This is a genomic window from Clostridium formicaceticum (genome assembly GCF_001854185.1).
In the GTDB taxonomy this organism is placed as follows: Bacteria; Bacillota; Clostridia; order Peptostreptococcales; family Natronincolaceae; genus Andreesenella; species Andreesenella formicacetica.
Map to the genome: position 1 here is coordinate 3624092 of NZ_CP017603.1, position 22291 is coordinate 3646382.

Below are 22291 nucleotides of genomic sequence, written 5' to 3' on the forward strand. Positions count from 1 at the left end.
TATTCTAATTATAGTTTTCGATGATTTTTATTAAGTCTGCTATAATTTTACCTATATAAGGAAGATTCACCCAGCTTCGTAAAATATAGGCTAAGAGAGCCACAATAAGCCCTGTTAATAGGGTAAATCCTATCCCCATGCCTATACCTCTTACTACCCCTAATAAAAAGTTCATAAAAATAAGTCTTTTGGGATTAGAATTTAATTCTACGTATTCTGCTACCCGCATATTATCCATTTTTCGAGATAGATTTTCCAGCTTATCTCCTAAGTTAGGTTTTTTTCTACGATTAGGCATAGTTTACTCTCCTCTGTTAATATATTTTATCCTTTTCAGTAAATTTTATTTCTGTTATTTACTTATAGATATGAATCTTTCTACTTGAATTTTTATCTATTAAAATTCAAAAATTCATAGGCATCATCTATATCGCAAAGGGCATTCAGCCTTTATATTAATCATTTGAAGGAGAGTTTTATGAATATGAAGAGGATACATCACTTGTCACTACATTTGGCTTAACATATGCATCACGATTTCTTTAGAATGCTGGGATGCAACTTCAACGAATTCATTAAAGTTAGCATGGGCAGATCCATCAGCTTTGTCGGACATAGCTCTTATAATAACAAAAGGAACTTGATTTAAGTAACAGGTCTGGCCAATAGCAGCTCCCTCCATTTCTGTACAATAGGCTTGAAATACATCCTGCAGCCGATCCTTCAAAGCAGTGCTGCTTACAAAAACATCTCCAGATACAATTTTCCCTTTAAATATATTCTGATCCTTTAAAACTTTGCCTGTAGCCCTATAAGCTTTGTCCACCAAATCTTCACTGGCTTTAAAAACAGATGTCTCCATCCGTGGTATTTCTCCTATCCCATATCCAAAACCAGTAACATCAAAATCGTGTTGTTGTACCTCTGTCGAAATAACTACATCTAAAACCTCTAAAGCCTCATGGACAGCCCCCGCTACACCGGTATTAATAACAGCTGTTACCTCTAGCTGTCCAATTAAAACCTGCGTACAAACCGCCGCATTTACCTTGCCTATACCACAACGCACCAGCACAATATCTTTTCCCTCTAGAATGCCTATATAGAAGTCCATATTCGCTATATTTTTAATTTCTTTAACAACCATTTCTTGTTTTAAAATATCTACTTCCTCGTCCATTGCTCCAATAATTCCTATTCTGCTCATCTTGCTACCTCCTTATTGTTGGTTAATTTTTTATACACAAAGGAAAATCCCGTTCACTACAAGGATCTAGAACGAGACTTTTTGTTTTGCTTTCATGAATATAAGAAGAAATACAGCTTCCTAGCCCTCTTGCAATTCTTCCTTCGTTTCTAATAAAACTTCTAATTGCGACTGTAATAAAGTTTTATATCGGGTTTTAAATATTTCCATCTGCCTTTTTACTTCCTCATACTCATGTCTTACATGCTCTACATCTTTTTTAGCAGTATGAATAATTTCCTTCGCTTGCATTTCTGCTTCTTCAATAATTAACTGCGCTTTTTTTCCAGCATTCGTTTTTACTTCTTCCGCTGTATTCTGTGCCACCACCAACGTGTTTTTTAATGTTTCTTCTAAGTTCTTATATTGTTCTACCTGTTGATGAGATTTTTCCATTTTATCCTTTAACTCAGCATTTTCCTTAAATAACTTTTCGTAATGTACCATAATCTCATCTAAAAATTCGTCTACTTCGTTTTCTTTATAACCCCTAAGACCTTTTTTAAATTCTTTGTTTTGAATATCTAAAGGCGTAAGCATCAAAATCACCCCCATCGTTATATTGGTTTTTTAAGCTTAATATGTATCCTACCTGATTTAGTCTTTCTTTGAAAATCCTCTATAATTACTCTTCCTTTACCCCTAACTGAAATAACATCTCCATTACCTACTTCAAAGAAGTTTTTGTTAGCAATACCCCAATTTATATAAACTTTTTCTTTAGCTATTAAATTTTGAGCCTCAGCCCTCGATACTTTAAACCCCAAACTAACAATGCTGTCTAATCTCAAGGAAGCAACAGTACCTCCTATCTCTTTATAGCTAATCTCTAAAGGCTTTATTTCTTCCAAAGCTATTTCTTTATTCTCTATAGATGTATTTCCTACCTTATTTAAATGGAGTTGAAGAAAATCCTTTAACTCCTCTTTTATAATCACTTGACAATTATCTTCATTGATAATGATATCTCCAATTTTTCCACGCTTTATACCTAGAGAAAGTATTGCGCCTAAATAGTCTCTATGATTTAAAGTTTTAAACTGCATATTTCCCATAAGTTCTAAAACAGCTAAAGGAATTTTTATGGAGGTAGCAGGCAAATAATCTTGAAAAATGATTAAAATTTTTCTTTCTGCTCCCTCATAACCTCCTGTTGCCATCCACGCAATGTCTTGAAAAGTAGATAATATTTCAATCGCAGCCCTTAGTTCATAGGGATTTAAAAAATCAGTTGTTTTGATATCATGGTTTTTTAGAACAAGTTCCACTTGATCTAATATCTTTACTAGTAATTGTTTTAAATCATGATCTTTTATATGCTGTAAATAACTTTCCTTGTTTACCACAGTCCTATTACCAACCTTGCTAATAAGGAATAACCCATATTTACTAAAAAGATTGCTGCAATTGGTGAAAAGTCTATCATCCCATTATATCCAAGTCTATAAATCAGTTGTCTTACAGGAGAAAGGATGGGTTCTGTTACAGCATAAATAAATTGTACCAAAGAACTATGTGGGTTTGGGTTCACCCATGAGAAGATCACTCTAACCAATATAAAAATATTAATGAGTCTAGATAAATAATATAGTGCCCCTATAATATCTGAGGTCGAAACCAAACAAAATCACACTCCTTTTGCTATTTTTGCCAGGGAAATACACCTTTGTTTTTTAACTCTTCTTTAATGTTTCCAGAAATATCTACATTATTGGGAGCTAATATAAAAATACCGGTAGACACTTTTTGTATATTGCCATCTAACGCATAGATAGCACCATTTAGAAAGTCAAAAAACTTTTTAGCCAACTCTGGCTCTACGTTTTCTAAATTTATAATAACGGGTTTTCTATTTTTAAGATTATCTACAATGCCTGAAGCTTCATCAAAGGCACTAGGTTCATAAATAATCACTTTCATTTGCGTAGTTGTATGTATATTTAATATTTTGTTCTTTTTATTATTACTAACAATAGGCGTCATTTCATCTTGATGCTGGAATTGCTCCTCTTCTCCCTCTACTTCTTCTTCTTCAAAAACGTCTAATCCCATAAAATACTTTACTTTATCTATTAACTTTCCTGACATTTCTCTTCCCCCTAAATTTAATAATTACGTTCTCCAAAAATACTACTACCTATTCTGACTAAATTAGCGCCCTCTTCAATTGCAACCTCAAAATCGTTAGACATTCCCATGGATAGGTAATTCATATGAATATTTTCAAAGCCTAGTTTATCTATTTCTAAAGATAATTGCTTTAAATCTTTGAAGTATTTTCTCACCTCTTCTGGGTTGTCTGTATAGGGTGCCATTGTCATTAAACCCATAATCCTCATATTGTTTAATTCACTGACCTCCTTCAGTAATGATTTTACCTCTAAAGGACTTATACCATATTTTGATTCTTCGCCAGAAACATTGATTTGCAGTAAACATTTCATTGTTTTTTGAATTTTTTTTGCTCTCTTATCTATTTCTTTAGCTAAATCATAAGAGTCCAACGAATGAATCATTTCTACTTTATCAATAATATATTTTACTTTATTCTTCTGTAGATGTCCAATCATATGATACCTAACTTTGTTTCCTATGATTTCATACTTTCTTATAATTTCTTGAACTTTATTTTCCCCTATATCTGTAACGCCATAGTGAATAGCCCCTTCAATTACTTCAGGTTCTACTGTTTTCGTGACAGCTATTAACTGTACCTCTTGGGGATTTCTACCAACCTTGATGGCAGCATCAGAAATTCTGTCTCTTATTGTGCTCAAGTTTTTTTCAACATCTAATAATGCCAAAGGGATTCCTCCTTAGTATCTTATCGTATTTTTTCACCCTCACTTATATGTTGAGCATTTACTACAATTTCATCATAAAAATTCATAGTATTTACTCTCTTGGTTTCGCCATCCTTCGTATCATCAAAGGATCCATAATAAACAATCGAGTATTCACGATTACTTCCCTTCACCTTTATGGGTATAAATCTTGCAAAACCATTAACATCTAGCCTATAGATTCCTTCTCGCCCTTCTCTTTCTACAATCGCTGAATTGGGAATCATAATACCTTCGAAGCTACTTTTTATCATATCAAAAGCAATCAGCCTTTTATTATAAAAATCTTCTATAAAATCTGTTAAATCCAGTATGACAATAATTTCCTCCTCATTGACCTCTATGATTTTTCTTACAGTAGCACGATATTCTTTACTATCCCCACGTAACCTAATCATCACTCTTCTATTTTCTCCGATACCCTCTATTTCTACTTCTTTTAACTTTGCAACAATACTCCAACGATGATTTTCTATGATCCTTAAGCTATTTTGTTCTAAAGCGTCAGATTTAGGTTTGTAGGTGTTTTTTATGGTTTGCCATTCTTGTTCTGTTATGTTTTCTATATTTTTAAGATTTAAAAGTTCTTCTAAGCCATCGTTACCTATAGCAAAAACCCCTGGAAATTCACTGTAAACTACTTCAACCGAAGCATTGATTTTACTCTGCAAAGATTGCTGCTGTTTCTCCAGCTGATCCAAATTTTTACCTGAGAAGCTCTTTTCTCCGCTGATAACACTCTTTTTTTCTACCAAAGTTGACAGGTTTTCCTTTAATAATGAGACTCTTTCATAGCTACCTTCATTGATATGCTGCTGAACCTCTTTTAGTATAGCGTTTATTTCTCCATCAATCTTTTCTATATCTTTTGAAAAAACCTGTTGTTCAGACTGCTGCTCTTTAATATTTTGTATCCTTAGGTTAATTATTTCCAAATCCTTGCTTGTTTTTGCATCTATTTCTTCTAGATATATTTCTGCTAATTTTTGATTCCTCGCCACCTTTTCTCCTTCAGATACATAAAGAACCACTTTTCCTTCTCCTAAGTTTTTCATCACCTTTTCATCTCTTACAATATATCCTTCTGTAGACACGGCAGCTTCTATTTTTCCATACTCTGCTATATAGGTTTTATTGGTTGCTTGGCTAAAGAAAGGCGTAACGCGTGATAAAAAATATCCCAACACAATAGTAGCTATAAATAACTTTACCAGTTTACTTAATGATAACCTTCTTCTCTTTTTTCTTTTGTTCTTCATAAACTTCACCTGCCTGCCTAATTATTATATAACTATTCTTCATCTTCCTTTAAATTCCTTCATAGAATCTAATAAATTTTATAATATCCTGGTACTATTTTATTAAAAGTGATAAAATCCATTTAAGCCTTTATGCTTTGACATTTTTCTTCTGCTGTATATATGCTTCTTTTGAAAATAAAAATACTCCTCCCTCGGTAATAGATTGTATCGTTCAATCTGTTACTGAAGGAAGAGTATTTTACAACATCAGCGGACTTTTTATACTATATTTCAAATAGCAACATCAGTAAACCAAAAAGACATCCAAGCAACAAAGAAAATTCTATAATATTTAAAATAGCTTCATAGATATACTGATTTTGTCTCTGTTTCATCTCTTGTATCGTAAGTTTTTTTTCACAAGATTCTTTTTTAGTCATAGATTTATTCTCCTAGACTATTTATTTTTGTACAATCATTATATGATTTCTTCCCCTATAATATGCTTCCTTGTGGCGGCTTTCTGTCATCTATAAAATGAGACTTAAGCTTCCCCTTTTCTCCCACCTTTTTCCATGTACCAATTTTCTTTCTTATTATAAATTATTTATGCACTTTCCTGCAGAGAAATAAGTGCATTTTTTGTTCTCAAAAAAAAATTAGACAGGTGTCTGTCTAATTTTTCATATTGATCGTCTCCTTTGCTATCTTACGATAGGTTTATTAGCAATTTTAAGTTGTATCATCCTATCCAGTTCTTCCTCAGTGATGTCTCTAAAAGTTCTAAATTCATAGCCTTTATTTTGAAGCCTCGTAATAACCTCCGGTAAAATTTCCGCCATTTTTGTGTTGCGGCCCACATCATGAAATAGTATAACAATAAAGTCCCTATTTTGTAGACCGTTAAAAATATTTTGTAGCATTTTATCTTTGCTAGCATAATCAGCACTGGCATCTCCAGAAGACACATTCCAATCGATGTAAGAATATCCTTTTTCTATGATATCCCTTGTAAGCTGAGGCATAAATTCCTCTCCCCCGTAGGCAAAGGAGCTATGATTAGAGGACCCCCCAGGAAAACGAAAAATTTGAGGCAATTGGATTTCTAATATATTTTGGAGGATTTCCTCAGCTTTATAAAAATCATCATAGAAGGTCTCAAAGGTACTATAGATTGCATAATCGTGAGAATAGGAATGAGGCAGTATCATATTTCCTTCAGCATAAGTCCTTCTTACTATCTCAGGGTACCTTTCTGCTAATCTTCCTATAACAAAAAAAGTAGCTTGTACATCATGTTCCTTTAGAATATCTAATACCTTAGGCGTTAAGGAAGTTGGTCCATCATCAAAGGTAAGAAATACCTTCTTGTTACTTACTGTATTATCTTTACCGTTATTACTGTCGCTTTTATCATCTTTTGTTTCTTCTATTTTTTCTACCTCTTTGGTATTGTTTTCATTATTTTCTTCTGAGTTTGCATGCTCTTCTTTACTGTCTACCGCCTCCACCTCAGTCTTATCTGGTACGATTTCCTCCACATCCGCAGCAGCAAGTGTCTCTACTGTAAGAAAAAAGGATATTCCTCCCATTACAATGCCTATAACAACTATTCCTATCACAAATATTAGGGGCACTTTTTTCATCTCAATCCCTCCAGACCACATCATTTTTCTTTTGTTCTATATACCTATAAAAAACAGACTTAAGCCCCTATGGAAGAACTGTTCAATTATTTTAAAGAACTGTTGAGCGACTTAAGCTGTACAATTATTTAACATCCTGCTGAAAATTATTACAGAATTTACACAAGTTCAGTTAATAAATTATGTATCTATTTTTATTGTAACAGTTTCCCACAAATTCTTCTATATTTCTACAAAGTTTCTTACAAAAAAATAAAATTTTTTTATAAAAATTACGCAAAACAGCATGAATTTATACAAAACCCTCCAAAATCGGAATAATAAGCTACAATAACTGATCTCTTGACACATTAGGAGAACCTTGCCATAATATAAATGATAGGATGATTTAAAATTTTCAAAAAAAATATATGTGCTTATAAATTATCCATTCGTTTTTCTACGTATATAAAAGGGGGGGACTTTTATGAACACGGAAATAGACAATTATACAAAAGATTTATGGCAAAATGCAGTGGATATATTTGATGGGTTAGAAAAGATTAAAATGACCTTAGTCAATATCAAAATCAGCGTTGCTAAAATGAACAATTCAGAGGAAGCAAGAGTAATGAATGCCATCGCATCCTATATTGAAAGCTCTATTGACTCAATAGAAGAAAAAACAGAGTATATTAGAAATATTAGCAAAGAAATAGGTATCATTAATAAGTCCAGTCAGGAAAAATGAAGCATAAACTGGTACATAAAAAACCTGTATTGACTTTTTAATACAGGCTTTTCTTTTTATACATTAAGTTATTGGACACTACTCTTTCCAGCAATATAACCGGTAGAAAAGGCTATTTGAAGATTAAATCCCCCTGTTAAGGCATCTACGTCTAACAATTCCCCTGCAAAAAATAGTCCTTGGACTAGTTTGGATGCCATTGTTAAAGGATCTACCTCCTTCACCGCTATACCTCCTGATGTAACAGTAGCATATTTAATATCTCTTAATGCTGTCATCGTAATTTTAAAATATTTTATCCTATCTATGATTCTATTCCTATCTTTCTTGTTTAATTGATTTAAAGTAATCTCACTGGAAATATTTAATCTATTTAACATCTGAGTAAAAAACTTTCTAGGCAAGTAGTCCACCAGTATGGTTGAAACTTGTTTATTGCTCTTTTCAACTGAGATAAATATTTCTTTTAATTCTTCCTGTGAAATCTTAGGTAAAAGATCCACTAGGATTGTATGTTCTTCCAGTGACACCTTATTAAGATGTGCACTTAGCTGAAAAACAGCTGGTCCAGATATTCCATAATGGGTAAATAGTAGATCTCCATAAGCAGTTATTGATTTATTACCTATCTTGCTTTTCATTACGATATCCCTTAAAGAAATTCCCATCATTTCTGTTAACCACTTTTCTTTGGTAACCATAGCTATTAGACTAGGCTTTAAGGGTATAATTGTATGACCTAGCTTTTTACAAATTCTATGTCCTTCTCCTGTACTTCCTGTGTGAGGATAAGATACACCTCCAGTTGCCATAATAACAGCATCACATTGAAATTCCTGCTGATTATTTGTTGTAACACCAATCACCCTCTGATTCTCTATTAAAAGATTTTTTACTTCGCACTGAGAATATACTTTTACATTGTTTTTCTGTAGCAATCGATGAAAGACTTCCATAATATCTTTAGATTTTTCGCTGGCAGGAAATACTTTTTGTTCCTCTTCTATTTTAAGAGGGCATCCATTTTCCTCTATAAGTTCCATAAGTTCTCTACTGGTAAAGCTATGTAAACTTTTGTATAAAAATTTACCATTTGTAACAACATTTTTCATAATTTCTTCAGGAGAAGAATTATTTGTTATATTGCACCTTCCGCCTCCTGTAATCCTTAATTTTTCTCCTATTTTATCATTTTTCTCCATTAAAATTACACCATCACTATACTGAGCTGCAGTGATGGCAGCCATCATACCAGCAGGCCCTCCACCTACGACTATCACCTTTTTATTTTTCATTTCATACATCCTTTACTATACTTATTACAATCATTTTCTTTTATATTATAATCAATATAAAAGAAGGTTTAAACCTTGTAAAAAAATTTATTGTAATCTTAGCGAAATATTTTTTGATATATTGTGTCTAAAACTTTCATGCTTTGTCCATACTATAGTTAATGAGAATATAATGATTCCTAGGTATTTTAGTCCCCCTTTAATCCTAGTAGATCAATATATTCTCATTTTAATTTTTACTATAGTTTTATCTTCAATTTGTTGAAATAAGCTCACTTTGAAATACTGTTTTTATTGTACTAGTTGTAAATCTTGGTACAAATGTTTATAATAAATATAAATTCATATAGGGAGATGATCTTATGCCAGTTATTAATATTGACTGTGGTAAAATAACAAAGGAACAAAAAGAAAAACTTGTTGAAGTTTTAGTATCAAAGGCTAGTGAAATTCTTAATTTACCTGAAGAAGCCTTCCTTACTTTTATTAAAGAAAACGATTTAGATAATATCGGGAAAGGCAGACAACTTTTATCTGAAATACATAAGAATAAATAAAAGCTGGGGAACCCAGCTTTTATTTTAATACTTGAATCTATGTATATTCCGCTGCATTTTTTCAGCTAAAGTTGCTAAAGATTCGCTGGCAGCAGCTATTTGTTCCATAGAAGCAGTTTGCTCTTCTACAGATGCTGAAGCTTCTTGGGTACCGGCTGCATTTTCCTCGGCAATCGCCGCTAAGTTCTGCATGATACTGGCAAGTTCATCCTTTTTGTTATTCATTGTTTGTACTGAACCCATCGACTTATTTACAATAGTTTTTACAACATCTACTTCCCCAGCAATATCATTAAATTTATTTTCTGTAGTTTCTACACTTCCTACCTGAGCCTCAATAATAGATAAAACTTCTTGCATAGTATTTACAGCACTCTGAGAGTTTTTCTGTAATTTTTCTAGCATCTCTTCTATATCTTGTACTGAATGTGTTGACTGCTCAGCTAATTTACGAATTTCTTCTGCCACTACAGCAAATCCCCTGCCCAATTCTCCTGCCCTTGCTGCTTCGATCGCTGCATTTAATGCCAATAAATTTGTTTGTTCTGCAATACCCTGAATAATTTTGCTGGCTTCACCAATTTTTTCTGCGCTTTCATTTGTATCCACAGTGCTTCTATGAATAATTTTTATTGCATCTGCATTGTTTTTACTTTTGACGGTTAATTCTTTTATCAGCCCCATTCCCTGGTCCTTCAAACCTACTAGTTTTTTTACAGCTTCCTCTATTTTATCCATGTCCTTTAAATCTTCATCAATAATTTTACTCAACTCCTCTGTTTTTAAAACCCCGTCTTCTGTATCTTTTGCTTGATCATTAGCACTCTTAGCTATTTCTTCAATGGTTCTAGCTATTTCATCTGCTGCAGTAGCCGATTGCTGACTAGTGGCGGTCAACTCCTGCGAAGATGATGACACCTGCTGGGAGGTCTCGGCTACCTGTTTTATAAAATTTCTAAGATTATCTATAATTGCTTGAAATGCTGTAGCTAAAGCTCCAATTTCATCCTTTCTTTGCAGTAAGTCTTTAGGAAAGTCCTGGGTTATGTCTAGCTTTGCAATCTTTTCCCCATGCTTTACTGCTGTAACAATAGGCTTTGCAATGGCAGTGCCTACTAAAGAACAAAGAAGAATACCTACTGCCAAAATTACAAAGGTTATTAGCATAAGATTTCTTTGCATCGTGAAAAGGGCAGCTAGCACCTCCTTTTCATCGGCAGTAATCACGATCACCCAATCTCTTCCTTCTACAAGAGCGTATGCAGAATAGATCTGATTGCCTTCAAAAGAATAATAACCGACGCCTCGTTTTTCCTCTAGTACCTTTTTATAATGTTCTGCCACCGCCCTAAGGGTAGCGTCAGTTTCCGCTTCCTCGATTGGATTCACCTGACCTATTACCTTTTCCCTATCTGGATGGGCTATAATGGTTCCATAATTGTTGATAATATATGCATAACCAGCCTTTCCAAAACCCATATTATCCGTTAAAGTGCTTAAAAAATTGCCATCTGTTCTGGCAATCAAAGCGCCTATAACTTGTTCGTCATCTACTATCGGTGCTGCAATCATAACAACTGGAGCGTTTGTTACACGACTTATAATCACATCTGATACATTGGATTTACCTGCAAATGCTCTCTGTATATAATCCCTGTCCCCTAGCTCAGCAATACTACCATCTGTATACCTTGCTGTTCCATCTAAAGAAACAATACCTAAATCAAGAAAAGATTGTGCTTGAAACTCTCTTTCTAGTATAAGTTTTTGTATTTCCCAATCCATGCTTCTAATCTCTTCCATTCTTGAAATAGTTTCAAGAATGGCTATATCTACATTAAGCTCACTTGCAACTAACTTTGCACCTTCTTCCGCTAACGCCCTCATGGCTTCTTCTACTTCTCTTGCAACTGCTTTTTCAGTAGCCCGCAAAGAAACAAAACCGAATATAAGAGATATGAATAAGATCAAGACAGAAAAATAAAGAATCAGTTTTGTTTTTATACTCTTCACATTTCATTCCCCCTTTTAATTATTTGAACTCTTTTGTGCCATCTACAATAATTTGCAGCTAATTTTCTCATTTAATTTCACAATAGAATTCCATAAAACAACTGATTCGACAAATAATTGCATATTCCTTCATATTTTGTCAAATAATCTAAATGACAGATAATAAGGATTTAGATATTCCGAGTAAATCTATTTATAAATAAGGCATGAAGCTTTCTTCCAATATACTTTTTCTGTAAAATTAAATGAATTTTAATCCTTAAAACTAAAAAAAGTATGCTATTTTTAAAAAGCATACTTTTTTTATAGTTTTAGTCATTGCTAAGACTTATTAAAAAAATCGCCTATTTTACCAGTTAACATTGTTGCAAAATTTCATTTACAGACTTCAACACTTTCATTATGCAAATTTGCTCATTAAAAAAGATGGATTTATGCTTGATATCCTTCATATAATTCCCTAACAATTTCTTCTATAATAAAGTTTCTAAAAGAAACATCCTTTAGGGTTTTATCAAATATTACCTTGTTAGTCGCTGTTCCAACATACCTACTCAAAGAGTGTATTTATTTCCCTAAGAGGGTAAGGTACACTCTTTTGATCTATTTCTTCCCACTGTTCTGATGATACACTTACAAACCATCTAGGTGGAATAAAAAATGGTTTCTCATAGCATTCATGGTAATAGAGGCCGTTATGTTCATATATACTTCCCAAGTAATTTACACCATCTTTTGGTTGATGTTGATATGGGTTAGTTTTAAAGCGTAATAATTCCATAACAATTTGAGAAACAAAATTTCCTATAGGATGTAAACTAGAATCGATATTATCGACTGCGTTCTCCACTTGCAGACTAAAAGGCATACCTTTTCTCATCAAAGTAGCAAAATGCTCACAATTATTTGAAGCAGGGTGATAACCACCACCAGTTCTACCTAGATTTTCTAAAGAAAATCTTACCACTTCATCTGGGTCTCTATTCTCCATTGAACAGTATTCATCTAATAATTTACGAAACTTATAACGTTTATACATGTATGAGAATGAATTTCGTATTTCTTCATAGTCCACCACTTTGATAGATCCATTTTTGGCAAATGTCCTAATATTTGTTCTAATTACTTTAGCAGTTTGACTTGTAGCACCAGTAAAATGTACCACGGTATTATCTCCTAAGTCTATTCCATGATGTAACATTCCAGCAGCTACCCAACCATGCGGTCTTTCAACAACAATATGATCCCCTTTAGCCATGTTTTACCCCCATTTGTGAATATGTACGCTCTCGAAAACTCTAAGAGCTTTAAATTCTAAGAATTAGCTCTACAGCGTCATTCCTAAACAAGTCTCTCTACAAGACATTGTTAAGTTAAGTATCATACTTTTTAATTTTTATATATCCCGCTAGTAATTTCTCTGAAGTTGCTCCAAAACCTGTAAAAAATCCGGACAGTTCGCTGCCGTTAGCATGTAATTCCAGTAACATTTGTCCAAATTGAACTATTTCATTTTTCCCAATAAAGTAATCAAATTTTAAAATCCTTTCTCTTACAAAACGTTCTTTAACAAATTGACCAGTTGCAATCATGGTTTCTTCAGTTTTTTCATGAGAATCTTCAATCCAAATTTTACTCTCAGCACGAAACTTTCCTTTTATATTCGTTATCTTACATGTTATCAAAAACTCAATAGGGCTTTGACCCATTTCATGAATTTGATACACTTTTCCTCTCCAAAATCCTCTAATTAAATTCGAATTTTTTTTGAAATTGTATAATGCTATACTAGAGTAAAAATACTTAATGATAATAGTAAAGAAAACAATACCAAATCCTGAAAACAACCATTCTTTGTTTCTATAAATCAAATTCAATATGTTTATCATTATTTCCACCTACTATCATAGACTTTAAAATTTCATTTTAAATATATTCTTTTTTACAAATTTACCGCTTCATTTCACCTTTCAACTTTCAACTTTCCATTATAGGCATAATGAACAAATATTTCGATAATAAATCTTTAATAGTTTTTTTAGAAACACACCTTAATATATATCAGTGTTTCTCTTTATTAAAGCTTCCAACAAATACAATATTTCGGTAATTTTTGTAAATTTCCTTTGACTAATTTTGTCGATAATCCATTAATGGCAAATAATTGTTGCATTTATTGTAATTTATTACTACTTTGAATTTTAATACACATAACTCTTGTCATAAAAACTTAAAATGAAACAACTTGTGCTTATTATATAAAAAATACTACAAACGTAAATCAAAACTATAATATAGATAAAAAAAATCTACACTACTCAAAATAACTAGGAAGTATAGAGGAACATAGCAGCAATAAGGAAGCCTTTAGGGCTATATTGAGATTTTCGTTTACAAAATGTTTGCAAATAACCCCTAAACTGCAAACAGCCAAAAAAAGTGAAAAAAGCTGGATACCAGTTCCAGCTTGTCAGCACTTTCAATTTATTGTTTATACTTTTATATGCTAATGTAGTCTTTTTTTTTACTAATCGATATTTCAAGATCTAGTCCATCTAATATTTTTATAAGGTTATCTAAAGTAGGGGCATTTTTTTCATTTTCAAAGCGTGAAATAACTTGTTGAGTCACACCGACTTTATTAGCTAATTCCTTCTGGGTTAATCCCATTTCCTTTCTGGCTTTAATTACTTGCTGAATTAAAGTATATTCTTTTTTAACCTCTTCATAAGTTTTTGCAAACTCTTTATCCTTTTCAATTTTATCCTGAAGCATCTTTTTTGCATCTATTTTTTTAAAAGGCATCTATGCCACCCCCCTTTCCTAATAATCCAGAAGCTCACTTGCTCTTTTTTTAGCTTTATCCAGTTCAAACTTTTCTGCCTTACCCTTTTGTTTTTTACATGCATTATGTTGTATCTTATTATACATCATTTTTGTTGTATTTTTAATTATTTCCTATTGAATTTTTAAATTTTTCTCCGAAGGCATAGGGGGGTAGTTCGTCTGCTTCTGTTAGCTTTGCTTTTACTGGATTTTGCTGAATATATCTTAAACACGTTAATTAAATATTCATCTATTTCAACTACTTCACTATTGTATCTATTTTGAAATAAGTGTCCTGTTCTATCATGCTTAGCATTATGCCACTAAACATATCCCACAGTAATTCGCTTCATACTGGTACCTATCTCTTCCTGCTCTTCTATTAGTATATTTCCACTAACTTATAATCTTCGTTGCATTGTCTTTAACCTCATTGATTATATGAACGAATTTTTTCTGTATCTCAGGATCAAATAACTTGATAAAACTTTGAGGTTTATCAAAGGGTGGTTTGGTTAGCTCTGCTATATTCTCCACATAACCGTTCTGCTCAATATAATCTATTACTTTATTTATAAACACAATTTGATTAGCATTAAGGTTCTGTTCATTTATGAAAGAGGAGAAGGCCTTCATTGCTGCTTCTCTTTCCATCTTTGCAATTCTGCGGACTAATAGACCAAAGGGGGTATCCTTGAAGTTGCTTTCGTAATCCGCTTTTGTACCAAGCTCTCCTGTAAATATCTTTTCTAGGGTCTTGTAGTCAGCTTCATTGAGAGAAATGTTGTTTCTTAGCTTGTGAATAGCTATATTATGCTTGTTTTCCTCAATATATTTATTGACCTTCAGTTTGTAATTCTCAAAGTCATAGCTCATTTCAAATTCCTTGCAAACTGTACGCTCAAGCTCTACATCATGAAGATTGGTATAAACGGTGCTTTGCCCCTCTGTTATTGCGAACTTCATTAAATCCCTAAGCTCTGTACGGATTTTTTCAAAGTTCAGAATACTTGCTGTATCCCAAAACTCATCTTCTACAACCTCTTTTAATATAGGTACTTTAGCCTTCACCTGAGGTATTGTAGTTTTCTTTAAAAGAATGGAGGTCTTAGAAGTGGTACTGTTTTTAAACCTTTTAAAGCTTTTACCACCTTCTAGCTGTGTTAACATCAATCCATACATTAGATTATCAAATTCAACCGCCTTATCATCCTTATCATTCATGGATACAAGGTCTGCTATATGCTCTATTAAATCAGATTTATCTCTTTCAGAAAGACAGGTAAAAGCATCCTTTGCATTATACTTGTCAACATATTTCCTTTTCATCTTAACATCTATTCTATCTGGTGTTAGACTTGTTATCTGCTGGAAAACTTCATCTACCAATGTATTTCTCAATGTCTGGTATTCTTCATCACCAAAAGCTGTATCTTGCATATGAACAATTAATTTTATTCTTTTGGAGAAAATGCTTGCCTGTGTTGAGGTGTTTGCGCTTGCTTCAATACCATTTTTATTTTCTCTAAAATACTCAAAGTTCCCTAAATAATCAAAGATATAAAAATATTCTTTATCCTTTCCTTTACCGAATAGGTCTGGTCTTATTCTTGTACCTCTCCCTATCATCTGCCAGAACTTGATCTTTGAACGAACACGCTTAAAAAATACAAGGTTTACGATTTCCCTAACATCAATTCCTGTATCCAGCATATCTACTGATACCGCTATGTGGGGATCTTTATCAGGACTTTTGAATTGGGTGATTAAATCCTGTGCATAGTCATCATCACATACGATCCTCTTACAGAATTGTCCTTTGTACTCCGGGTATAAAACATTGAAACGGTCAACAATAAATTGAGCATGATTCTTGTTCTGGGCAAAGATAATGGTTTTCCCTAATCTATTTCCACTTGCATCTTTTAAACCACTTGTCATGAGGTCATTAATTACATAGTCCACTGTGTTTTGATTGAAGATGAATTTATTGATTTCTGGTGCAGGGATTTCATCCCTCATCTCTCCATCTTCATCTGTAAAGTCTTCTTCGTACCTTTCTTTATCTTCCGGAGATAGATCATCATAGGTAATACCCTCTGATAAAAACTTAGTACTGACTTCTGTATTATGATAAGGAACCAGCACATGGTCCTTATGGACTGCCGTATCATAGTCATAGGCAAAGGTAGGTACATCCTTTTCAACCTCAAAGAATTCATAGGTGCTACTGTGGACATCTGACCTTGGGGTTGCTGTAAGCCCTACGATATAGGCATCGAAATATTCAAAGATAGCTTTGTATTTTTTGAAAATACTTCTATGACTCTCATCTACAATGATAAGATCAAAATGTGCAGGAGTAAACAATCGGCTACCATCTGCATTTCTAGCACTATCAATGGCATTCAGCATAGTAGGATAGGTTGAAAATACGATCCTAGCATTTTTATCATCCTTATTGGATAAAAGGTTGCATAAAGACATATCTGGAAGATAGTTTTTAAAATCATCCTTTGCCTGGCTTACTAATGCAGTTCTATCGGCTAAAAATAAGGTATTGGTAACATATCCACCTCTAGAAAGGACATCGGTTAAACTGGAGGCGGTTCTTGTCTTTCCTGTTCCCGTTGCCATAACTAGAAGGGAACGCATGTGACCCCTTTCTATGTTATCACAAACAGCCCTGATAGCTTCCTTCTGGTAGTATCTATCGGTAATTTTATCATCAATCTCTATTTCGCTAAGTTTCTTTCTTGAAGATCGCCTATTAAACAATCTTTGTAAATCATCCCTTGAAAATATGCCACTGACCCGTCTTTGGGGTCCTATCCTGTCATCCCAAATATAATAATCGTAACCATTGGTATTAAAGATGATGGGTCTATGGCCTGTCATTTTTTCTATACAGTTGGCATATAACCAAGCTTGATGGGTACCTTTTCTTGCATCCTTGAAGGTTCTCTTAGCTTCAATTAAGGCAATAGACGTGCCGTCTTTTCCCCAAAGAACATAATCTACAAAGCCATTACCTGAACCTGATTCCTTCGGCATACCAACAACAGTCATCTCTTCTTCTACACAATCTTTCCTTGCACTTTGAGAGAATTGCCAGCCTAAGAATTTTAGGTCTACATCAATATATTTCTTTCTAGTTTCATATTCGGATAAATCCTCTGGTGTAAATTCCCTTTCTTCCTTATGCTCATCCTTCAATGCAGTAATTACTTCGCTCTTTTTCTTAAGTTCTGCAATAAGCCTTGCAATCTCTTTATCTTTTTCATCAATGAGCTTGTTGGTTTTTTCTTTAAACGTTTTTAACTCATTGGATAATTTAGCTTGAATTTTCTTAGCTTCCTCTGCATTGTCTCCTACTTCAGGAATCAACTTTTCATTGAATTTTCTTTCCTCATATTCCATGCCATAGCAATAATCAATCCATTCCACAAATTCAAATAAAATGGATAAGGAAAGAACAGCATCGTTATGGGATATGGTCTTCTCTGTGTGCACTGCAATATTCCCGATTTTAATAATGTATTGTAGTTTTCTCCATGTTTCAGGATCTACTGCATATCGAAAGGATTCTTCGTGTACTAAGGCCTGCAGGTTATCCTTATATGGCATCTTCATAGTAGAATCCGCAGAATATACCCATTTAACAGCTAATTCAAACGCCTTCCTACTTCCAATGGCCGACATAGCTGGAGAGGTTGTTAAAACATCTTCTGCATCAATGCAGGCATTAGCAAACAGTTGATATTCACTTATATTTTTCAGAAACGAAAAATTTGTTGCCATAGAATCACCTGCTTTCTTGTTTAATCGAAGTATTTACTCATGAGGCTGTTGAATAGGGTTTCACTTTCTGTGATAGATTGTTTAACTATGGATTTTTGTTCTTCTATGTTTAAAACTATTGAAGTGAATTTCTCTTGTAAATATAATGGTGGAACAATTATTTTTATATTTTTCATGATACTAGTATTTAAATTAGGTTGCGTTCCACTTGGAGCTGTCCTGCGAAAATGTTCAGTCATTTCGTTAAGCTGTTTCAATAAAAAAATATTATTCAATTTATCACTCTTAATATCAAAGGCCAACCAACCATCGTGAATACATCCATCAAAAGTTATAATCCTAGCAAATCCTAAGGATACTCCACAATTTGCGAAGATCATACTTCCAGATTTAATATATCTACTTTTTTTAATTCCATCTTCAATAATGTGCTCTTTGGTTGAAGTCAAATATAGGTCATCACCTTTTGTAGCATCCCCTATTTTAATCCAAGGAATTGTTCCTCCTAAATATTTTTCAATTGGCCTCGGTGAACCTCCTCGAACAATAGTGCACATATCTCCCAATTTATGTTCCTTCCATTCTTTTTTATTCACAATAGGATCACCAAACATATCATAAAAAGTTGCTTTAATCAAATTATCAAGTTCTTCAAGCTGTTTTTTATGACCATTAATTATTTCTTGTGCTTTGTCTAGGGTGTCTGCAATGTGTTTTTGGATATCGAGGGGTGGTAGCGGAATTTCTAAATCTGATATGTTTTTTAAAGATAAATTCAGCTGTGCAACCCCTTGCTTTTGCTTTTGAAATTGTCTATATACAAAGGAAGACTTCAATGTCAATTGAATATATTTATAATCAATATTACCTTTTGAAATCCTAATAATAGCTAGCGCTTGATTAGTGTTTGCTGGTAATATACTTGCATCTACAATAGCTGTTCTTCCTAATGCTCCTGCAATGGAAAACAAGATATCATTTTCACAAAGTATTGAGCGTTTCATTTTATCATTACATTCTGTAGAAATATATTGAAACTTATCTTTAATAAACATACCTGTCTCTGTTATACTTTCAATCTTAACAAAATTAACACCGATATCTTCAAACTGAAATCCGATTGTTGTAGGAGTTGTCCCTTTTGTTATTAGTGATGCAATGTCCCCTAACTTCACCATCTTCCACTTACTCATTTTCCAACAACCCCCTCAATTCCTCCATCTTAGAGCTTAAATCAATAGCCAACTCATCAAGGCGGGTCATAATTACTTCTGGTTTCTCATATTCTACCTTTTCATATTCAATCTCTTTGTATCTATTAATAGACAAGTCATAATCATTGTTCTTGATCTCTTCCTTATCCACTAAGAAGCTCCGCTCTGTTTTCTTTCTGTCTACTTCCTTGTCAAGGCTATGGAATCTATTAATGATATCCGTGATATCTCCATCATTGCCTAAATCTTTTCGCTTATCATCTAGGGAAAAGCCGTCTGATTTCATGTCGTAAAACCATACTTTATCTGTTCCTCCTGCATTAGTCTTTGTGAATATAAGGATTGCAGTAGAAACTCCTGCATAGGGTTTGAATACACCACTAGGCATAGAAATAACAGCCTGCAGGTTATGGCTTTCAACCAATTCTTTTCTAAGGGATTTATGTGCCTTTGTTGTCCCGAATAATACGCCATCTGGCACGATACAAGCACATCTTCCACCTATATTTAGCATACGAATAAACAAGGCTATGAAGAGCAACTCTGTCTTTTTGGTATTACAGATGGCCTTTAGGTTGTCATGTATACTTTCAGCATCTATAGTGCCCGTGAAAGGTGGATTTGCTAGAATGACATCATAGGCATCGGATATGTCATTTTGTTTTGATACACTATCAGCATAGTTGATATCTGGATTTGAAATAGAGTGCAACATCAGATTCATTGCAGATAGTCGAAGCATGGTTCTGTCGGTATCAAATCCTGTAAAGGCATCTCCCTCAAATTTTTCCCATTGCTCTGTAGTCATTTCACTTTCATATTTCTCCCTAATATATTCAGCAGAGGAAACTAAAAATCCAGCAGTCCCACAAGCAGGATCACAAATTCTATCATCTGGTGTAGGAGCTAATAATTTCACCATCATATTTCTAATATGCCTTGGGGTTCTAAATTGACCGTTTTGACCGGCAACAGACAGTTTTCCAAGCATATACTCGTATAAATCCCCCTGCATATCAAGATCCTTAATGTCATGTTCATATAGCTCATCTAAGCCAGTAATGACCTTCTGTAATACCTGCGGAGTTGGCATAAGGAATATGGCATCCTCCATATATCTTGAAAATGCTGAGGTTTTATTGCCATTCATAGATTTGATGAAGGGAAATACCTTTTGACCTATAACCTCAAAAATTTCCCTTGGATCTTTATCTTTAAATTTAGACCAACGCATAGCCTGGCCGTCTGGTGTATCAGGAAAAATCTTATTTGGCACTTCCATCCCTAAAGCTTCTAAACTCTCATTTTCAATTTCTTTTTCATCTAATGAACGAATGAACATTAAATAGGTTAATTGCTCAATTACAGTTAATGGTTGTGTAATTCCTCCTGCCCATATATCTGTCCATATCTTATCAATTTTGTTCTTAACTTCTCCTGTTATCATTTGTTGTATCTCCTCTTATGTATAATTTCTTTAGTACAAATAGCGTATTAATTATTTCATTAACTTTTATATCTTCTCATATTTTATTAAATAGGCTCATTTAGCAACATTATACCACACAAATAGGTCAATTTCCTTCTAAGTTAAGTTTGGATATTTGTTTCCATATATAAAAGGAAATAACTGTATAGCTTCTACAGTAGAAAAGATATGTGCAGGTCTGAATATAGAGGTAAATAAGTACTTTACTATACTAGACAAGAATAAAAAGAATAATGAGCGTAAAAAAGCAAATAGTCTCCAATTTAAAGTTATATAAACTATAGGCAAAAAATAAAAAACTCCTGTACCTTAGTGGATACAAGAGTTTCATCTGTGTCATTAGTACAAAATAGATGCACCCTTTTAGAACAAATAAAATCAAAAGCCACCCGTTTTATAAAGTAGTAAGTATTTCATTATAAACATAATGAGAAGTTAATCTGTCCTATAACTTGGAATTTGTTATTTCCTGTTTGGTTTTCTCGTTAGAAACAATAGTGGAGAGGCAGTCGATTTTATTTACTTCCGCACTGGTCTGATATACTTAAAATACCGTTCCGGATTAAAACAAAAGTAAATTATTCTACCGGGGGAAGTATCAAAGCAGTAACCAGTGCCTGCAAAATCAAAAGTTGTCATTGCCTTTTCAATCTTTTCCTCCACACTACGATTTTCCTGCTCATAATCGAAGGGCCCATGTTCAAAAACAATATACTCGGCTTCGGGAACATCAATCGGTCATTAATGTACGCCATAATCTGACCGCTGCCGCCGTTAGATTCGCTCCCACCATCGTCATCCAATTTGCCCTTGATACTATCGAGTAATCCGCAAATTGTTTCGCAGTCCTGTCCCGGAATAAGACTTTGCTTTTGCCAAAAATCCCAATACCCATTACTCTCATAGTTTTTAATGTGCAAAAATTTGTGTGCGGGAATTGTTACAAAATAAATTTTAACATTATCTGTAGATTTCATCATCCCAATCTCTCCCAATCCTAAAAAGTAGCGGTCGAAAGGGTTTATTTTTGTACGAAGAACGACAGGCTTAGGCTTTTTTCGGTATTCACTTGGAGTTACACCATATGTTCCCTTAAAAGCTCTGGTAAAAGCTTCATGTGATGAAAAACCATAATCAAAAGCAATATCTAAAAGGCTTTTTTCACTATCCCGAACCTCTTTTAGTGCAAAGGCTAATTTTCTATGCCGCAGATAATCCCTAAATTGCATACCCGATATTTCTTTGAATTTTCTCGTTGTATAAAATTCAGAATAACCCAGCCTGCGAGAAAGAAAGCGTAGTGTCAAGGCTTCATCATTATAATTTTTAATACATTTGTCAATTTCATCAACGATTATTTGAATTTGCTTCTGCCATTCGTACATTCGTC

22 protein-coding genes are annotated in these 22291 nt (G+C 33.5%); 2 read left to right on the plus strand and 20 right to left on the minus strand.

Annotated features, from left to right (window positions below; all coding sequences use genetic code 11):
- Positions 1 to 4 precede the first annotated feature (4 nt).
- From BJL90_RS16915 to BJL90_RS16955, 10 genes are all read right to left on the minus strand, one after another.
- Positions 5 to 298 carry a DUF5665 domain-containing protein gene (locus BJL90_RS16915; protein WP_070970743.1) on the minus strand — a complete coding sequence of 98 codons (294 nt, stop codon included), beginning with the start codon at positions 296 to 298 and terminating at the stop codon, positions 5 to 7.
- A 210-nt stretch (positions 299 to 508) separates the two neighbouring features.
- Positions 509 to 1207 carry a 5'-methylthioadenosine/adenosylhomocysteine nucleosidase gene (locus BJL90_RS16920; RefSeq protein ID WP_070970746.1) on the minus strand — a complete coding sequence of 233 codons (699 nt, stop codon included), beginning with the start codon at positions 1205 to 1207 and terminating at the stop codon, positions 509 to 511.
- 120 nt (positions 1208 to 1327) lie between these two features.
- A complete protein-coding gene (locus tag BJL90_RS16925; protein WP_070970750.1) occupies positions 1328 to 1786 on the minus strand; it encodes a DivIVA domain-containing protein in 459 nt (152 codons plus the stop codon).
- Between the two features lie 17 nt (positions 1787 to 1803).
- Positions 1804 to 2592: a YlmH family RNA-binding protein gene (locus BJL90_RS16930; protein ID WP_070970753.1), complete on the minus strand. Its 789-nt coding sequence runs from the start codon at positions 2590 to 2592 to the stop codon at positions 1804 to 1806.
- The gene (locus BJL90_RS16935; protein WP_070970756.1) at positions 2586 to 2867 is read right to left on the minus strand and encodes a YggT family protein; all 282 of its coding nucleotides are present in this window, start codon (positions 2865 to 2867) and stop codon (positions 2586 to 2588) included. The genes BJL90_RS16930 and BJL90_RS16935 overlap by 7 nt, the downstream gene beginning before the upstream one ends.
- A gap of 20 nt (positions 2868 to 2887) precedes the next feature.
- Positions 2888 to 3334, minus strand: coding sequence for a cell division protein SepF (locus BJL90_RS16940; protein ID WP_070970759.1), 447 nt, complete (start codon positions 3332 to 3334; stop codon positions 2888 to 2890).
- Between the two features lie 17 nt (positions 3335 to 3351).
- Positions 3352 to 4050 carry a YggS family pyridoxal phosphate-dependent enzyme gene (locus tag BJL90_RS16945; protein ID WP_070970762.1) on the minus strand — a complete coding sequence of 233 codons (699 nt, stop codon included), beginning with the start codon at positions 4048 to 4050 and terminating at the stop codon, positions 3352 to 3354.
- Positions 4051 to 4070: 20 nt separating this feature from the next.
- Positions 4071 to 5348, minus strand: coding sequence for a biotin/lipoyl attachment domain-containing protein (locus BJL90_RS16950; protein WP_070970765.1), 1278 nt, complete (start codon positions 5346 to 5348; stop codon positions 4071 to 4073).
- Positions 5349 to 5614: 266 nt separating this feature from the next.
- Positions 5615 to 5770, minus strand: coding sequence for a hypothetical protein (locus tag BJL90_RS22135; RefSeq protein WP_156778837.1), 156 nt, complete (start codon positions 5768 to 5770; stop codon positions 5615 to 5617).
- A 264-nt stretch (positions 5771 to 6034) separates the two neighbouring features.
- A complete protein-coding gene (locus tag BJL90_RS16955) occupies positions 6035 to 6976 on the minus strand; it encodes a polysaccharide deacetylase family protein (RefSeq protein WP_070970767.1) in 942 nt (313 codons plus the stop codon).
- A 466-nt stretch (positions 6977 to 7442) separates the two neighbouring features.
- Between BJL90_RS16955 and BJL90_RS16960 the strand changes: the two genes are divergently transcribed.
- On the plus strand, positions 7443 to 7706 hold the full coding sequence (locus tag BJL90_RS16960) for a hypothetical protein (RefSeq protein ID WP_070970771.1): 264 nt from the start codon (positions 7443 to 7445) through the stop codon (positions 7704 to 7706).
- Positions 7707 to 7774: 68 nt separating this feature from the next.
- Here BJL90_RS16960 and BJL90_RS16965 read toward each other — a convergent pair whose 3' ends face one another.
- Positions 7775 to 9001 carry a BaiN/RdsA family NAD(P)/FAD-dependent oxidoreductase gene (locus tag BJL90_RS16965; RefSeq protein WP_070970774.1) on the minus strand — a complete coding sequence of 409 codons (1227 nt, stop codon included), beginning with the start codon at positions 8999 to 9001 and terminating at the stop codon, positions 7775 to 7777.
- Between the two features lie 362 nt (positions 9002 to 9363).
- Between BJL90_RS16965 and dmpI the strand changes: the two genes are divergently transcribed.
- Complete coding sequence (dmpI, locus tag BJL90_RS16970; protein WP_070970777.1) at positions 9364 to 9558, plus strand: 4-oxalocrotonate tautomerase DmpI; 195 nt, start codon at positions 9364 to 9366, stop codon at positions 9556 to 9558.
- A gap of 24 nt (positions 9559 to 9582) precedes the next feature.
- Here the strand turns inward: dmpI and BJL90_RS16975 are convergent, their stop codons facing one another.
- The 9 genes from BJL90_RS16975 to BJL90_RS17010 all read right to left on the minus strand — a co-directional run bounded on the left by BJL90_RS16975 (position 9583) and on the right by BJL90_RS17010 (position 22286).
- Positions 9583 to 11571, minus strand: coding sequence for a methyl-accepting chemotaxis protein (locus BJL90_RS16975; RefSeq protein WP_070970780.1), 1989 nt, complete (start codon positions 11569 to 11571; stop codon positions 9583 to 9585).
- Between the two features lie 432 nt (positions 11572 to 12003).
- Positions 12004 to 12129, minus strand: coding sequence for a hypothetical protein (locus tag BJL90_RS23090; protein ID WP_257786389.1), 126 nt, complete (start codon positions 12127 to 12129; stop codon positions 12004 to 12006).
- A complete protein-coding gene (locus BJL90_RS16980) occupies positions 12122 to 12829 on the minus strand; it encodes a lecithin retinol acyltransferase family protein (protein ID WP_070970784.1) in 708 nt (235 codons plus the stop codon). Before BJL90_RS16980 ends, BJL90_RS23090 begins: the two co-directional genes overlap by 8 nt.
- Positions 12830 to 12944: 115 nt before the next feature.
- Complete coding sequence (locus tag BJL90_RS16985) at positions 12945 to 13460, minus strand: hypothetical protein (protein ID WP_070970787.1); 516 nt, start codon at positions 13458 to 13460, stop codon at positions 12945 to 12947.
- 610 nt (positions 13461 to 14070) lie between these two features.
- Positions 14071 to 14376, minus strand: a complete 306-nt coding sequence (locus BJL90_RS16990; RefSeq protein WP_070970790.1) for a helix-turn-helix domain-containing protein — start codon at positions 14374 to 14376, stop codon at positions 14071 to 14073.
- Between the two features lie 417 nt (positions 14377 to 14793).
- A complete protein-coding gene (locus tag BJL90_RS16995) occupies positions 14794 to 18198 on the minus strand; it encodes a DEAD/DEAH box helicase family protein (RefSeq protein ID WP_070970795.1) in 3405 nt (1134 codons plus the stop codon).
- Positions 18199 to 18218: 20 nt separating this feature from the next.
- Positions 18219 to 19391 (minus strand): restriction endonuclease subunit S, encoded by a 1173-nt coding sequence (locus tag BJL90_RS17000; protein WP_070970799.1) that lies wholly within the window; start codon positions 19389 to 19391, stop codon positions 18219 to 18221.
- Positions 19384 to 20859 carry a type I restriction-modification system subunit M gene (locus BJL90_RS17005; RefSeq protein ID WP_070970802.1) on the minus strand — a complete coding sequence of 492 codons (1476 nt, stop codon included), beginning with the start codon at positions 20857 to 20859 and terminating at the stop codon, positions 19384 to 19386. The genes BJL90_RS17000 and BJL90_RS17005 overlap by 8 nt, the downstream gene beginning before the upstream one ends.
- A 677-nt stretch (positions 20860 to 21536) precedes the next feature.
- On the minus strand, positions 21537 to 22286 hold the full coding sequence (locus BJL90_RS17010) for a helix-turn-helix transcriptional regulator (RefSeq protein ID WP_472234795.1): 750 nt from the start codon (positions 22284 to 22286) through the stop codon (positions 21537 to 21539).
- Positions 22287 to 22291: the final 5 nt, after the last annotated feature.